The organism is Enterobacter sp. 2VL (assembly GCF_005503595.1).
Taxonomy (GTDB): domain Bacteria; phylum Pseudomonadota; class Gammaproteobacteria; order Enterobacterales; family Enterobacteriaceae; genus Enterobacter; species Enterobacter cancerogenus.
This window is the reverse complement of record NZ_SCNE01000001.1, coordinates 448,753-464,382: the sequence shown is the minus strand read 5'-3', so window position 1 is coordinate 464,382 and position 15,630 is coordinate 448,753. Positions and strand designations below refer to the sequence as shown.

Annotated in this window: 16 protein-coding genes; 8 read left to right on the top strand and 8 right to left on the bottom strand. The window is 56.6% G+C overall.

All coding sequences use genetic code 11. The features are described 5' to 3' along the window. Positions 1-135 precede the first annotated feature (135 nt). From FFS28_RS02195 to FFS28_RS02175, 5 genes are all read right to left on the bottom strand, one after another. On the bottom strand, positions 136-1,833 hold the full coding sequence (locus FFS28_RS02195; protein ID WP_088209124.1) for an NAD-dependent malic enzyme: 1,698 nt from the start codon (positions 1,831-1,833) through the stop codon (positions 136-138). 173 nt (positions 1,834-2,006) lie between these two features. Then, positions 2,007-2,144 (bottom strand): stationary-phase-induced ribosome-associated protein, encoded by a 138-nt coding sequence (gene sra, locus FFS28_RS02190; RefSeq protein WP_006175351.1) that lies wholly within the window; start codon positions 2,142-2,144, stop codon positions 2,007-2,009. A gap of 95 nt (positions 2,145-2,239) precedes the next feature. Continuing rightward, positions 2,240-2,455: a biofilm-dependent modulation protein gene (bdm, locus tag FFS28_RS02185; RefSeq protein WP_042319838.1), complete on the bottom strand. Its 216-nt coding sequence runs from the start codon at positions 2,453-2,455 to the stop codon at positions 2,240-2,242. A 141-nt stretch (positions 2,456-2,596) separates the two neighbouring features. Continuing rightward, positions 2,597-3,118 carry a VOC family protein gene (locus FFS28_RS02180; RefSeq protein ID WP_101737698.1) on the bottom strand — a complete coding sequence of 174 codons (522 nt, stop codon included), beginning with the start codon at positions 3,116-3,118 and terminating at the stop codon, positions 2,597-2,599. A 50-nt stretch (positions 3,119-3,168) separates the two neighbouring features. Then, positions 3,169-4,020: a Vmh family MBL fold metallo-hydrolase gene (locus FFS28_RS02175; protein WP_137848895.1), complete on the bottom strand. Its 852-nt coding sequence runs from the start codon at positions 4,018-4,020 to the stop codon at positions 3,169-3,171. 110 nt (positions 4,021-4,130) lie between these two features. On the opposite strand from FFS28_RS02175, the gene FFS28_RS02170 reads away from it, so the two are divergent. The 8 genes from FFS28_RS02170 (at position 4,131) to dsbG (ending at position 12,360) form a co-directional block, all read left to right on the top strand. Next, positions 4,131-5,045 carry a LysR family transcriptional regulator gene (locus FFS28_RS02170; protein WP_233500331.1) on the top strand — a complete coding sequence of 305 codons (915 nt, stop codon included), beginning with the start codon at positions 4,131-4,133 and terminating at the stop codon, positions 5,043-5,045. A gap of 42 nt (positions 5,046-5,087) precedes the next feature. Then, complete coding sequence (locus tag FFS28_RS02165; RefSeq protein WP_006175342.1) at positions 5,088-5,516, top strand: OsmC family protein; 429 nt, start codon at positions 5,088-5,090, stop codon at positions 5,514-5,516. Between the two features lie 126 nt (positions 5,517-5,642). Continuing rightward, entirely contained in the window at positions 5,643-7,124 is a 1,482-nt protein-coding gene (locus FFS28_RS02160; RefSeq protein WP_137848633.1) for an alpha/beta hydrolase, read from the top strand. Between the two features lie 95 nt (positions 7,125-7,219). Further along, positions 7,220-8,431 carry a diguanylate phosphodiesterase gene (locus FFS28_RS02155; protein WP_137848632.1) on the top strand — a complete coding sequence of 404 codons (1,212 nt, stop codon included), beginning with the start codon at positions 7,220-7,222 and terminating at the stop codon, positions 8,429-8,431. 100 nt (positions 8,432-8,531) lie between these two features. Continuing rightward, a complete protein-coding gene (locus FFS28_RS02150) occupies positions 8,532-8,909 on the top strand; it encodes a hypothetical protein (RefSeq protein WP_137848631.1) in 378 nt (125 codons plus the stop codon). Positions 8,910-8,955: 46 nt separating this feature from the next. Next, entirely contained in the window at positions 8,956-10,980 is a 2,025-nt protein-coding gene (locus tag FFS28_RS02145) for a protein-disulfide reductase DsbD family protein (RefSeq protein ID WP_137848630.1), read from the top strand. 4 nt (positions 10,981-10,984) lie between these two features. Then, positions 10,985-11,605, top strand: a complete 621-nt coding sequence (locus tag FFS28_RS02140; protein ID WP_137848894.1) for a DsbA family protein — start codon at positions 10,985-10,987, stop codon at positions 11,603-11,605. Further along, a complete protein-coding gene (dsbG, locus tag FFS28_RS02135; RefSeq protein ID WP_137848629.1) occupies positions 11,602-12,360 on the top strand; it encodes a thiol:disulfide interchange protein DsbG in 759 nt (252 codons plus the stop codon). Before FFS28_RS02140 ends, dsbG begins: the two co-directional genes overlap by 4 nt. Positions 12,361-12,415: 55 nt before the next feature. On the opposite strand, the gene FFS28_RS02130 is transcribed toward dsbG, so the two are convergent. The 3 genes from FFS28_RS02130 to FFS28_RS02120 form a co-directional block, all read right to left on the bottom strand. Further along, complete coding sequence (locus FFS28_RS02130; protein WP_137848628.1) at positions 12,416-13,708, bottom strand: glycoside hydrolase family 10-like protein; 1,293 nt, start codon at positions 13,706-13,708, stop codon at positions 12,416-12,418. Between the two features lie 7 nt (positions 13,709-13,715). Beyond that, entirely contained in the window at positions 13,716-14,003 is a 288-nt protein-coding gene (locus FFS28_RS02125; RefSeq protein WP_101737706.1) for a VF530 family protein, read from the bottom strand. A 124-nt stretch (positions 14,004-14,127) separates the two neighbouring features. After that, entirely contained in the window at positions 14,128-15,609 is a 1,482-nt protein-coding gene (locus tag FFS28_RS02120; protein WP_137848627.1) for a UbiD family decarboxylase, read from the bottom strand. Between the last annotated feature and the right edge of the window lie 21 nt (positions 15,610-15,630).

The window sequence follows — 15,630 nt, the reverse complement described above, 5'->3', positions numbered from 1 at the left end:
GATCTCTGCCACAGGGGAAGGGAGAACATCTGGCCCGTAGGCCCGGTAAGCGAAGCGCCACCGGGCGATTAGGCTGCACTGCGATCGGGTGCCCTGATCCTCTCCCACAGGGAGAGGGCCAGGTCGGAGCGCAGATCAAATTGAAGTACGACGATAGCTGCGGTATTCCGGCTTCCAGTAATTATCGTCGATGGCCTGCTGCAGCGCATCGGCAGAGGTATTCACCGCCACACCCTGCTGCTGCGCCATTTTGCCTACCGCGAATGCGATGGCACGTGACACAGTCTGAATGTCCTTCAGCTCCGGCAGAACCAGACCTTCGCCGTTGTTCACCAGCGGAGAGTGCTTCGCCAGCGTTTCGCTCGCCGACATTAGCATCTCGTCGGTGATGCGCGACGCGCCAGAGGCGATAACGCCAAGGCCAATCCCCGGGAAGATATAGGAGTTGTTGCACTGGGCGATAGGGTAAAGTTTGTCTTTCCACAGCACCGGCTCGAACGGGCTGCCGGTGGCAACCAGCGCATTGCCTTCGGTCCATGCGATGATGTCCTGCGGGGTGGCCTCCACACGGGATGTCGGGTTGGACAGCGGCATGACGATAGGACGTTCGCAGTGTTTATGCATCTCGCGAATGATCTCCTCCGTGAAGAGACCCGTCTGACCGGACACGCCGATCAAAATATCCGGCTTAACGTTGCGCACCACGTCCAGCAGGGAAAGCACTTCATTGTCCGTATCCCAGTTTTTCAGCGCGTCTTTTTTCTGTACCAGTTTGGTCTGGAACGGCAGCAGGTTTGGCATGCCGTCGGTCAACAGGCCAAAGCGGTCGACCATAAAGACGCGCGAGCGGGCCAGCTCTTCGCTTAAGCCTTCGCGCTGCGTCTGGGCGATGATCTGCTCGGCGATACCACAGCCCGCAGAACCCGCGCCGAGGAAGACGATTTTTTGATAGCTCAGCTGGCTGCCTGCCGCGCGGCTGGCGGCGATCAGCGTGCCGACGGTGACCGCCGCCGTGCCCTGAATGTCGTCGTTGAACGAGCAGATTTCATCGCGGTAGCGGTTGAGCAACGGCATGGCGTTTTTCTGCGCAAAGTCTTCGAACTGCAGCAACACGTCCGGCCAGCGTTGCTTCACGGCCTGAATGAAATCGTCAACAAACTGATAATACTCATCATCCGTAATGCGCGGATGACGCCAGCCCATATACAGCGGGTCGCTCAGCAGCTGCTGGTTATTCGTGCCGACATCCAGTACGACCGGCAGGGTATACGCCGGGCTGATGCCCCCGCAGGCGGTATATAACGAAAGTTTCCCGATAGGGATCCCCATTCCGCCGATGCCCTGGTCGCCAAGGCCCAGAATACGTTCGCCGTCGGTCACCACAATCACTTTGATGTTGTGGTTCGGCACGTTCTGCAGAATGTCGTCCATATTGTGACGGTTAGGCCAGGAGATGAAGACGCCACGCGAGCGGCGGTAGATCTCGGAGAAGCGTTCACACGCCGCGCCCACCGTTGGGGTGTAGATCACCGGCATCATCTCTTCGAGATGGTTCTGTACCAGACGGTAGAAAAGGGTTTCGTTGGTGTCCTGGATATTACGCAGGTAGATATGTTTGTCGATTTCCGTTTTGAAACCCTGGTACTGGATCCAGGCGCGATCCGCCTGTTCTTCAATGGTTTCTACCACTTCCGGAAGCAGACCGAGCAGGTTAAAGCTGCTGCGCTCTTCCATGCTGAAAGCGCTGCCTTTGTTCAGCAGGGGGAATTCCAGTAAAACCGGTCCGGCATAAGGGATATATAAGGAACGATGTTTTTTCAGTTTGTTGTCCATGTCACTCACTCTTTTTTGAAGATCCGTCCCTGACACTGCTGTTTGTCATCTTTCTGGCCTGTGCTGCGGGGTGGGGTCGGGCGGTATTATAAAGGAGGTAAATGGTAATTACCGCAAACCATAAAAAAAACACCACCGGGGTGACCGATGGTGTTGTGGATCCTTAACGGGACTTACTTACCTGCGTGGCGTTTTCTGCCGGTAGCGTGGGTGACTTGCTTCTCGCTGTCGCCCTCAATCACCACTTTACGCTGGTTAGAGAGTTTGTAGTCCAGCCCCAGAATGTGGCGTGCCTGACGGTTCGATTTCATATTTACTCCTCAATCCTGTTGATAGTTTTAAGGACAAGTTTGCTTACGCAAACGAAATGTAACCCCTTAGGTTGCAGATCCAGCATAGCAGATTTTTACAACGGGGCATTACGCCCGCTGACAACATAGTTAATGGTCTGCTGGTAGATGTCACTGAGGATGTCATTGTCTGTGGCTTCCACCCACCGGGTCAGTTCCATCAAAATGTCATCTTCAGTAACAGCACCGTGCTCGGCGTGAAGACCCTGCGCGATTGCGTTGACCAGTTCGGGCTGAGCTGCTGTGGTGTGTGCCGGATAATAAGTAAACATGCTGCCTCCGTGTCGTTGTCTGTTTAATGTTACGGCTTGCAAAATCTTAATTCACAAACAGAGTGACAAATATTTTTCGCGTTGTGGCTCAGATTCGTCCTGGAAATAAAAATATCATTTTCCATAGCACAGAATTAAAATTCAGGGTTTCCAACGGCGTAATTTTGTCGTTTTTTCAAAAGGCATCGGAGAGGGCCAGGAGATCAATTCCACCACGCTTCCCCACGGGGTCTGGCCATAGCAGAAAGCATTGCCGTCGCCCTGTTCAGCCGGGAACGTGAGCGGCTTGGGTTGGGTAAACATTTCTCCCCCTGCGGCGGTGAAGGCGGAGATGGCTTTTTTAAAATCATCCACATACACGGCAAAGTGCTGGAGGCCAAAGTCGCTGGCGCGGGCGGGGTGCCCCTGTTCAGGGCCGTGCATTTCGAACAGCTCAACGCCCGGGCCGTGTGGCATAGCCAGCATACGGATGGCGCGGATTTTTGTGCCGGGAAATAACCTTAATGTTTTTTCCTGCGCATCATGGTCAATATTTTCACTGCCGGGGTCAACCGAGTGGTATAAAACCGTTGCGTCGAATGCCTGTTTAAAAAAGAGGGTGGCCTGTTCAATATCAGGAACCGTAATACCAATGTGGTCAATACCGCGAACTGACGAAGTCATCATTTCCTCCTGCTATAAAAAAATAAATATAGCAGGAGGTATTCAGTTCATTACCATTTCATCTCGCCGGTATTCACTTTGGCGCTCAGCTCAAGCGAGCTCTCTTCTGCAAGTGCGGGGTACACTTTTTTCATTGCAGCGATCGCGCCTGCGGAGTCTTTATGCTCCTCCAGGGTTTTCTCAAACTGGGCCAGATAAGCTTTGGTAAAGTCTATGGCCCCGGTACCGGCTGGCGGCGTACCGAGATAATGCCCCGGGATCACGCGCTCTGGCTGATGTGCGGCCATATTCTCCAGCGTCTGCTGCCATTGCTGACGGCTGGCTTTGGTTTGCGTATCCGCCGTCCAGACGTGAATCCCCCAGGAGACGCCGGTGCCGCCCAGAATCGTTTTGGCCGACGGGATCCACACGTACGCCGCGTAGCTTTCAGGCTCTTCGATATCGACCTTCTCGCCGTCAATCATAAAAGTGTTTGAGGCAATGACCTGTGGCACCACAAGTTTAGCGGGCGCGCCGTCTTTCATCTGGGGTCCCCAGAAGGCGAGCTTGGCCTCTTTCGTGGCGTTGATATGGTCAACGACCTGCCGCGTGGCAACCACTTTGGCATTCGGGAAAGCGCTGACCAGCGGCTGCAGGCCGAAGTAGAAATCCGGATCGCCGGAAGTGATCACAATCTTGTTGAGGGTCTTGCCGGTGCGGCGGATTTTTTCCACCAGCGCTTCACCGTCTTTCACGCTGAACTGTGCGTCAAACAGCACAGCCTCTGTCGGCCCTGAGACCAGCGTCGAGGAGACCGCGAAAATACCTTTCTCCTGCGGGTTATAAGTATCAATGGTTAACGGTGCGGCAAAAACCGCTGGGGTGAAGAGGGTGCACAGCAATGCAAGGCGAGTAAGCTTCATCATATTGTCTCGTTGTTCGGGAAAGACTCTATTGTACGGATTTCACCATTTGCCAGAATTCCTGAAACAAGACATGCTTAGTTTCATAAATCGAGCAGATGGAGCATAAGATGGATCGCGTTATTGCCGCTCAGGTCTATAACCGCATTTGCGAACTGGGGAGCCTGAGCGCGGCGGCACGTGCGCTGGGGATCTCCCGTCCGATGGTGAGCCGTTATCTGGAGCAGATGGAAAAATGGGCGGGGACACGGCTGGTTAACCGTTCAACCCGCAAACTGACGCTGACGGCGGCGGGTGAAAAAGTGCTGCAAAAAACCCGCACGCTCTCGCAAATTTCCCAGGAGATTGAGGATCAGTCTGCGAAAGATTCCCCCGCAGGAACGCTGCGGGTGGCCTGCGCGCATTTTACCGCCATGCAAATCATTTCGCCGGTGCTACCCGGGCTGCTTGCGCGTTATCCCCAGTTGCGTATTGAGCTGGACGTCAACAACCATCCGGTAAGCCTGGTGGGCGAGCGTATCGATGTGGCGATCCGCATCACCGATAATCCTGAGCCAGGCATGATTGCCCGCCGGCTGGGGGAGTGCGATTCGGTACTCTGCGCCTCTCCACGTTATCTCGCAGAGGCGGGTACGCCGCAACAGCTTGAGGAATTGATGCAGCACAACTGCCTGCACTACAGCTTTTTCGCCGGGCAGTCGTGGCGCTTTGTCAGCCCACAGGGGGAGCTGGTTTCTACAGCGGTAAGCGGCAATCTGAGTGCCAGCATTTCGTCGCTGCTGATGGAGGCGGCCATTAACCACTGCGGCATTGCGATGCTGCCGGAGCGTGAGGCGCGAGACGCCTTACAGACGGGGCAACTGGTGCCAGTGCTGAGCGCCTACACGCCCAAAGCGATCGGGATTTTCGGTATTTATCAGTCGCGTGACTACCAGCCCGCCGCGCAGCGGGTGTTCCTCGATGCGCTGGCGGCATATCTGGCACCCTTGTCAGACTCGTCTGTCTTTCCTGCAGAAAACGCGTAGCGTCCTATACTTATCTCTTTGTAAGCCAAAAGGAGAGCAAGAATGACGATTCATAAGCACGGTTCAGCACACTGGTCTGGCGACATTAAGCGCGGCAAAGGGACGGTTTCCACAGAGAGCGGCGTCCTTAACCAGCAACCTTACGGCTTTAATACCCGTTTCGAAGGGGAAAAGGGCACTAACCCGGAAGAGCTGATTGGCGCGGCACACGCGGCCTGTTTCTCCATGGCGCTGTCGCTGATGCTGGGCGAAAGCGGCTACACGGCGGATTCCATTGACACCACGGCGGACGTGTCGCTCGACAAGACCGACAGTGGTTTTGCAATCAGCAAAATCGCGCTGAAAAGCAAAGTCACGGTGCCTGGCATCGATCCTCAGCAGTTTGACGGCATCATTCAGAAAGCCAAAGCCGGCTGCCCGGTATCGCAGGTGCTGAAAGCGGAAATCACCCTTGATTACACGCTGAACTAAGTCAGAGCCGGGCGATGCCCGGCTTTTTCCTGTCTCTCATCCGCCTTTCATACACCTCATCAATACTCCAGACGTTTCGCTTTTTTGTTAAGATAGTAAAACTGTGATTATCAAAGGGATATCGGCATGGCGAATTTGCCCTGGCGTGTCAGCGTGCGTCTGATCGTTCTTGCAAAAAAAGTGGCAATGGTGCTGGGGATCGTGCTGATTGTGCTCCTCGCGGTGCGGGTTTACCTCTCGCAGCAAGGCCCGGCGCTGCATCTCTGGCATACCTGGCGCGCCGATGAGCTGTCAGCCCCTGAGATGGATAAGGCCACATTTGCGCAGTACCTCACCCGCGAAAAGGCCATTTTCGCCAGCCTGGATGCTGAGGTGACGTCGAAGACCGACGCGACAGAGCGCACGCCGCTTAACCGCTACGCCCGCCAGAGCCTTGTCTGGCCCGGGCAGTTCACCCCTGATGCCAACCGTTCCATGGTTCTGATGCCTGCCGGGAAGCCTCGCGGGGCCGTCGTGCTGTTGCACGGGCTGACGGACTCGCCCTACAGCGTCAGGCATCTGGCCATTCGCTACCAGCAGCACGGCTTTGTGGCGGTGGTGCCGCGTCTGCCCGGTCACGGCACGGCCCCCGGCGCGCTGACGAATGTGGACTGGGAGATGTGGCTGGCCGCCACCCGCCTTGCCGTGCGTGAGGCTACCCGTCTTGGTGGCGATGTTCCGCTGCATCTGGTGGGCTATTCCAACGGCGGGGCGCTGGCGATGAAATACGCCCTCGACGCGCTGGACAACCCGCAGCTTCGTAAACCCCAGCAACTGGTCCTGCTGTCGCCGATGATTGGCGTGACCGCGTTTGCCCGATTTGCCGGGTTAGCCGGGCTACCGGCAATGCTCCCCGCCTTTGCCAAGGCGGCCTGGCTTAACATTTCGCCGGAATATAATCCTTATAAATACAACTCGTTTCCGGTTAACGCCGCGCGTCAGTCCTGGCTGCTGACCCAGGCTCTGCAGCAGCAGCTGACCCGCGACAGCAAAGAGAACAGGCTTGACGCACTGCCGCCCGTGCTGGCATTTCAGTCGGTAATGGATTCCACGGTTAGCACCCGCGCCGTGGTCACCGAATTGTTCGATCGGCTTCCGGCTAACGGCAGCGAGCTGGTGATGTTTGACATCAACCAGGCCGCGAGCTTCCGTCCGTTGTTCAGACCCTCGTCCTGGACCGCCGTCTCTGAACTGCTGCCTCCGGCAGTAAGGCGTTACACTGTCACGGTTATCACGAATGACGGCCCGCACAGTTTCAATACCGTGGCGAAAACCACGCCAGCAGGCCGTACGGCTGAAACGTCCGTGGCGCTGTCGCTGCCTTACCCGCAGGACGTCTACTCGCTGTCGCACGTGGCGGTGCCGTTCCCGCCGGATGACGATCTCTATGGCCGTCAGCCTGAGGTGAAGAACCGCTATGGCATCAGCCTCGGGACCATTGCGCTGTGGGGCGAAACCTCGGTGCTGAGCGTGGGTAAAGAGGCGCTGATGCGCGTCACCTCTAATCCGTTCTACAGCTATATGCAGGAGCGCATTGATACGCTGAGCGAGCCGGTGAAAAGTCATTAAACATTTGCCTGACTTATGTATATGTATTAGTTCAGCCGCTTGCAGTATGCTGGAGCTTCGCTTTCAGCATTTCTTTACTATCGGAACCCGTTGCTGTGCTGACTACACTCATTTATCGAAGCCGGTTACATTCATCCTGTGATGCCGCTCAGCTGCGCACGCTGGTTGAGCAGGCTAAGATCCGCAATACGGGTCTGAACATCACCGGCATTTTGCTCTCCAGCGGGCATGAAATTCTGCAAATCCTCGAAGGAAAGGAAGAGAGCGTCGTTACGCTTTTCCTCAAGATTCGGGAGGACAAACGCCACTGCGATGTTGTGGAACTGATGCGTGACTATGGTCCGCGCAGACGGTTCGAGCATATCGGCATGTTGCTGTTTGATTTGCAGGTGCAATCCCCGAAGGACGTTCTCCAGTCGGTGCTGCATTACAGCAAGCTGGAAAGCTATCTCGCCTCCGGGGACCGGGTCTTTAAGTTCATCCAGTCATTTATCAACCGAAAAGGGACGGCAAATCCCGGCACGACATTTGATGCCAGCCAGTGGACGCTGTCCCGGGAGCGCGCCCCGTTTGCCACCGGCGTGGGCCTGCTGGCCGATCAGTCCTGCCAGTTTGCTCTCCAGCCTATCGTGGAGCCTGCGGAAGGTAAAATCAGCTCCCTCGAGGCCCTGATACGCGGCAACGACGGCGGCAGCCCGGAACTTTTCTTTCAGACGCTCGATCCGGAAAAAATCTACGAAGTTGACCTCCAGACAAAAGCTTATGCGTTTGCCCTGGCGGAAAAGCTGGGAATAGGCGGGCATAAAATCGCCGTGAACCTGCTGCCCATGTCACTCGTCAAAGTGCCCGGCGCGGTCGAATTTCTGGTGGATCAAATTAAGATCCACGGGCTTCAGCCGGAGCAGGTGGTGATTGAGGTGACGGAAAACGAGATCATTTCCGGTTTCAACCAGTTTAACAGCGCCATCAAACAGCTCCGGGCAGAGGGCATTGGTCTGGCAATTGACGATTTTGGCTCCGGGTATGCCGGGCTGTCACTGCTGACGAAATTCCAGCCGGATAAACTCAAGATCGACCGCGAGATTGTCAGCGATATCCACCTTAGCGGCCCGAAGCAGGCCATCGTGAAATCGATTGTCAGTTGCTGCACCGATCTGGAAATCACCCTGGTGGCGGAAGGCATCGAGAAGCTGGAAGAGTGGTGCTGGCTCGAATCGGCGGGCATTCGCCGTTTCCAGGGGTTCTTGTTTGCCCGCCCTCAGCTGAACGGCGTAGGGGACATTCACTGGCCGCATATGATGCGCTGACGCGTACATAAACGCGTCGCCAGACAAAACCTTACACGCCGGGGCTTGTAGATTCATCGCTATCGTTTATGATCCAAGCGTTCAATCATAATGGAAACTTATGCGCAACCGTCCGCTTCTCGGTAAATGGCTTTTGATAATCACCTGTCTGGCGATGGCGCTTTGCCTGGTTCAGCGGGCGGTCTATCTCAACCATTTTTTGCAGGGGCTGGAACAGCAGGCGCAAACGGTACTGATGACTGACGGGGCGGGTAACACCTCCGACTCAGAGCAGTCTGGCCCATCACCGTGTCAGCTTGGCGCACACTCACTGCTGTGCGCCCAGCCGTTGTTCTTCGACGGCGCGCTGCCCGCCATCGTGATTTTCTTCGCGTTGCTGCACTTGGTTACCCAGGCGCGCGCGTGGGTTTACCGGGAACAGCCTGTTCAGGCCCCGCCTCCCCGAATACACCTCAAAAACTGCGTCTTCCGTGAGTGAAAACATCGTTACCACACGATAATTTTCACTAATCACGGAGTAAAACATGTTTAACGTCTTCAGGGGCTTTGTCCTCCTGTTGCTGTCCTGCATCGGCATCGCCCATGCGGCAGACACAGGCTGGTTAACCTCCCCACAAAACGATCACGCCCGGGTTCGCGTCCAGGCGGAAAAGCGCCAGCACGACACAGTGGCATTACTTACCGTCGAGCTGCAGCCCGGCTGGAAAACCTACTGGCGTTCGCCGGGCGAGGGCGGCGTTGCCCCGCAAATTAACTGGCCGAAAGGCGTCCAGGACACCTGGCACTGGCCCGTTCCCTCGCGCTTTGACATCTCGGGCCTGACCACCCAGGGTTTCCACGATAAGGTCGTCATCCCGATGACCCTGACCGGCCTGAACAGCGACACGCTGGATGGCACGCTGACGCTCTCTACCTGTAGCAATGTCTGTCTGCTGACGGACTACAAGCTGCACCTGGATTTCAACGCCCCCGTTGATGCGGGGTTCCAGGACGCATTTGACGATGCCATGCGCGCCATTCCGGGGGACTCGGGCGTTTCTTCCCATCTCGAGGCCTGGCTATCCGGCGATAAACTGGTGGTGACGGGCACGACGGACGGCGAGTGGCATAATCCTGGGATCTACTTTGACCCGCTGGAGGGCGATATCCTGCCCGGCGAGCCGGTGATTAAGCACAACGGCAATCAGCTGCGCGTCACGGTGCCGGTGACCGATGAGTGGGGAGATAAGCCCGCTACGCTTGAAGGAAAAAAACTGTCGTTTGTGCTAACCAACGGCGACAAGGCTCAGGAAACCGTGATGACCGTGGGCGCGGAACCCGCCGCTCAGGGCCGTTCGACGAACCTCTTCAGCATGCTGGCCTTTGCACTGCTCGGTGGGGTGATCCTGAACCTGATGCCCTGCGTACTGCCGGTTATGGGGATGAAACTGAGCAGCGTGCTGCACGCTGGATCCGACAGGCGCAAGGTCAGGGTACGTTTCCTGGCGACGACCGCCGGTATTCTGACCTCCTTTGCCCTGCTGGCCGCGATGGTGACGGCCCTGAAGCTGACCGGCGCATCGCTCGGATGGGGCATTCAGTTCCAGAATCCCTGGTTTATCGGCCTGATGGTCGCGGTGACATTCATTTTTGCGATGAATTTATTTGGCGCGTTTGAAATGCTGCTGCCTTCTGCCGCAGCCGGTCGGCTGGCAACGGCGGGTGGTTCAGGCTTAACGGGCAGTTTTTGTGAGGGCATGTTCGCTACGCTGCTCGCCACGCCGTGCTCCGCGCCATTCCTGGGGACCGCCGTAGCCTTTGCGCTGGCGTCACCCCTGCCGACGCTGTGGCTGATCTTCCTGATGCTCGGCGTGGGGATGAGCTTGCCCTGGCTGTTTGTCGCGCTGGTCCCGAAAACCGCCATGCTGCTGCCACATCCGGGTCGCTGGATGAATACGCTCAAGATCATTCTCGGGGCGATGATGCTGGCGTCCAGTCTCTGGCTGGCGACGCTGCTCCAGCAGCATTTAGGTAACGTTATAAGCCACGTCATCATGCTTGTCATGATCGTGGTAGCGATCGTGATTTACGCCCGAATTGGGCAAAAAAACGCGCCGATCTTCTGGTTGGTGGTGATGTCGCTGGCAGTCTTTGGCGGTTACCAGCTGCGTGGGCTGGTGCTCGCGGAGCCTGCTTCCCGGAGCGAGGCCAGCAGAGCAGTGATCCCGTGGCAACCCTTAACCGAGGAGGCTATTCAGCGCGCGCTGGCGCAGGGGAAACGCGTATTTGTGGACATTTCCGCCGACTGGTGCGTGACCTGCAAGGTCAACGAACATCGGGTATTAAATCAGCCTGAGGTGATTGCCGCCCTGAGTGAGCCGGACGTGGTAGCCCTGCGCGGTGACTGGAGCAAGCCTTCGCCGCTGATTGCCGATTTCCTCGCCAGACGAAACCGCTACGCCATCCCGTTCAACGAGATTTCTGGCCCCGGCAAGCCCGACGGCGTGATCCTCTCGCCGCTGCTAGATAAACGCTCCCTGATCGCCACGCTGAATAACGCCAAAGGTTAACATGATGAAAAAATTAATGATTACACTGCTGCTGCTTTTTACCTCCGTTCAGGCGATGGCCGCAGATGCGCTTACGCCGGAGCAGGCGCAGGAGCAGCGCGCGCAGAAGATCGTCTTTGACTTCTTGTTTAACGATCCGAACTCCCCGCGCATCGGGGCTACTAAACCTCAGCTGACGCTGGTGGTGTTCACCGACTACAACTGCCCCTACTGCAAAAAATTCGATCCTTATCTGGAAAAGATTGTAGAAAAACATCCGGAGGTGGCAGTGGTGTATAAGTTTCTGCCATACCGCGCTGAGAGTTCCGTTACGGCGGCACGTGACGCCTTAACCCTCTGGCGCAGCCATCCCGGGCAATTTATGAAATTTAACGATACTCTGATGGCGAAAAAGGGTTACCACGACGACGCCAGTATTCAGGAGGCCCAGAAACGGGCGGGGGTCAACATCACGGCCCCGGATGACGAAAGCCTGATTACGATCAAACGCAGCCTGTTGATCGCGGAAAAACTCGGTATTCAGGGCACGCCCGCAACGCTCATCGGTGATGTCCTGTTGCCCGGCTGGGTTCCCTATGAACAATTCGATGAAATCGTCAGCGATGCACTCCGGAGAGGAAAATGAAAAAACGATTGTTACTTTCACTGCTGATGGCATCCGGCCTGACGCAGGCCGCTGAGGCCGTGCCGGAGGTGGTTAAGCACTTCAGCGATCAGCAAAACATTACGATCATCAAGAAAATCAATGCCCCCGGCGGGGCACCGGCCTGGCTTGGACAATATCAGGATATGGGCGTGACACTCTTTTTAACGCCCGACGGCAGGCACGTGATTTCCGGTTATCTGTATGATGAGAAGGGCAAAAACCTCAGCGAGGACTATTTCCAGAAGGAGATCTACGCTCCGCTGGGCCGGGAGATGTGGAAGAAGCTGAACGCCGCGCAGCCGTTGAAAGAGGGGGCGGATACCGCGCCGCGCAAAGTATTCGTGTTCGCCGATCCGTTCTGTCCGTACTGCAAAGCCTTCTGGTCTGCCGCGCAGCCGTGGGTGAAGGCGGACAAGGTTCAGCTGAATACGCTGCTGGTTGCGTTTCTCAACCCTCAAAGCGGGCGTAACGCGTCCCTGATCCTCAATGCCAGGGATCCGGTCAACGCCTGGAAAGAGTATGAGCTTTCCGGTGGCAAAAAATTACCGAAAAACGAGGGCAAGGCGTCGCGTGAGACCGTTGCGCTGTTACAGCAGCATCAGCAGTTAATGGACAGCCTCGGGGCGAATGCCACGCCCGCGATTTATTATCTCAACGCCGATAACGAGCTACAGCAGGTGACAGGAATGCCGGACGAGAAACAGCTGGAGGCGATGTTCGGGCCTAAACCCTAATCAACTCAGGCAGAAACAGGACGTTTCTGCCTGCTTTTTTGGCTTAATTTTTGTCTTAACGTCCCCAGCGGCCCCTGAGGTACGTCACCGCGTCCTGCGTCTGAGGCTGATTGAGATAGTCTTCGCGGAACAGAATGGTGCCGTTGACGTTAGGCAGCGAATCGTTCAAATCAAGCTGTTTTTTCAGCTCCGGCACGCCGCCATTCACCGTCCAGTCTGGCTCTTTTTTGGACGGTGCGCCCACCTTATAGAACGCAACGCCGATATACAGGCGAGTATGGGTCGGTTTTACGACGTCGGCCCACCACTTTGTCAGCACGTCATAGCGCGCCGCATCCCGCGAGAATGGCCAGTAGATTTGCGGTGCAATGTAGTCCAGCAGCCCCTGCTGCACCCACTGACGCGTGTCAGCGTAGGACTCATCATAAGCCGCCGCCCCGCGCGTGTCGGACCCTGCCGGGTCGTACGAACGGTTGCGCCACACGCCTGCCGGGCTTACGCCAAACTCAACGTCCGGCTTAAGTTGCTTAATGGCTCTGGAGACCTGAACGATAAGCTGATGGGTGTTGTGACGACGCCAGTCGGCTTTCGAACTGAATCCCTGACCATATTGCCGGTAAGTCTGCGCGTCATTCAGGGTTGAGCCGGGCGTTTCGGTATAAAAGTAATCATCAAACTGCACGCCGTCGATGGCATAGTGCGCGACCACCTCGGACACCACCTGGGTTATCCAGTCCCTGACCTCAGGAATGCCGGGGTCGAGCACGAAGCGGTCGCCGGAAACGCGTACCCACTCGGGGTGCAGCACGTAGACGCTGGAAGGGTGCAGCGATGCGGTGCGGTTGAGTTCGGCAACGGTTGACGGTTTTACGTTGGTGGATACCCGGTAGGGATTGAACCAGGCGTGAACTTTCATACCGCGCTTATGGGCTTCGTCCAGCATAAACTGCAGTGGATCGTAGCCGGGGTATTCGCCAATCTTCCCTGTCAGGGTGTCTGACCACGGCAGGATTTTGGATGACCAGAGCGCGGTGCTGTCGGGCTTCACCTGGAAAAAGACGGTGTTAATGCCGAGGGTGTGGAGCTTGTCGAGCTTATCCGTCAGCGCCCGTTTTTGCTGTGCAATACGCTGATCGGCATTGAGGGTGTTAACCGACGATACCGGCGGCCAGTCAAGTCGGGAGACCGTCGCCAGCCAGATCCCGCGCATCGGTTCATGAGTCCGGGGTGTCGGTTTATTCGCCGACGGGAGTGGGGTAACCAGTGATTTCGGTGGTTTTGAGGCGCAACTAACAAGTAAAAGTGCACAACCCACCAGCGCACCAATCCGTTTTACATGTTGTGTCATGGATGTATTAGCTCTTCGTGATCCGGCTGTTGGCCCAGGGATTAAAGGCTGGCTCAGGCTGTGGTTCAACGTCATCGTCATTGAGTGAGTCCAGATACAGCGCTTCCACTTCGGCGCGCGCCCACGGGGTACGCCTCAGGAATTTTAAGCTCGATTTGACGCTGGGGTCTTTTCTGAAACAGTTAATTTTGATTCGATTGCCTAATTCGTTCCAGCCGTAGCGCGCAACCAGCGCGGTTACCTGCATTTCCAGGGTTACGCCGTGGAGAGGGTCTTTCGAAACGTGTGCAGTCATAGCGCGTCCGGATGTCTTAAAAAGTGTGGGGGAAAGCAACGAAGAGAAGGGTACAAGAAAGGCGGGAAAGCAGCAATTTTCGCGTGCGTTTCTTCACCCCATCCGGGGTGAAGAAAGAGGGCTGTCAGGATTTAAACAGATCGGGCGCCCATGGACGCGGATCAACCTCCATAAACGGTGCACGCTCGAACCGGGATTTCAGTGCCCAGGGGACTGTGCAGTCAAATATCGTCTTGCAGGTAATGCCGTTGCCACGGATCGAGGTGCTGTAGTCGGGGGCCTGAGACGGATCCAGCTGATGTCCGCGAATGCCGGGCAGATGGGTGATGCTGACGTCGCCCTGCATCCGGGTTGTCATGGCCCACAGAATGTCATCGCTGTCGAAAATATCCACGTCCTCATCCACGAGAATAATATTTTTAAGCTCAGAGTAGGTGGCTAACGCGATCAGCGCCGCCTGACCCTGACGCCCCTCGTCCGAGGGCTGACGTTTTTTCACCTGTAAAATACCGAGGAATTTCCCGCCGCCCGCGGTGTGTGCATAGACGTTTTGCAGAAAGCCCGGAATAGCCTCTTCCACGGCGTTACGGATGCTGGCCTCGGTAGGCAGACCGGCAAGCGTGGTATGTTCCTCCCCGGGGCCGACCAGCGTTTGCAGAATGGCCTGATGGCGCATGGTCACTGCTTTAACCTTGATGACCGGCAGGGAGGGGTTCGCTTCACCGCAGTAGCCGGGGAATTCCGGCATCGCATGGCCGGTATTAGTATGCTGATCTTCCCTGACGCGCACGCCCGGCAACAGTTCGCCTTCAATGATGATCTCGGCGCGAGCAATGGCTTTTGCATTGACGGACACGCCCTGGACCAGCTCAACCGGATGTTGACGTAACGCGCCCGCCACGCCCAGCTCGTTATAGCCAAACGGCGTGGTCGGTGCCTCAAAGCACGCGCCAATATAGATAGCCGGATCCAGCCCCATATTGATGGTGACCGGCAACGGCTTACCGGCCGCTTCGGCTTTCTGACGAAAGACCTCGATGTGTCGCCCGGCGGCAAGGAACATGGAAAGTTCATCGCGCTCCTGCACGCAAAGACGGTGAATGGTCACATCGGTCAGCGAAGCGTCTTCCGGATCGCTTGCCAGCACCAACCCAAGGCAGAAAAACGGACCGGCATCAATCGGCGTGTTAGTGGGCGCAGGCAGCAGCTTGCGGAGATCGAAATCAGGATCGTCAGCGTAAAATACCTGCTCCTGACACGGCGCCTGGGCTGCCGGGACGACCACCGGGGCAATCGGTTTTTTTACCGCCTGGCCTACGTGTTTCGCCAGTTCGGAGGGTTCGCACCCTAACAGCAGCGCCGCTCTTTCCCGGCTGGCATGCATCCCCACCAGAATACGGGAATCCGGGTAACCCTTGATGCTGTTGAACATCATTGCCGGGCCAATGCGTGTAGGGCGTTTTACCGTGCCGCCTGCGCCAATGTGGCGATAGACGCCCGCCAGCTCGGCGTTGGGGTCGACCGGATGGTCGGTTTCAATATATTGCCCCTCGTGGCGTTGCAGTAATGCGATGGCGCTTCTGAGATCGTTGACTGGCTTTTCCATACTGTCCTCCCTTGAGTGAAT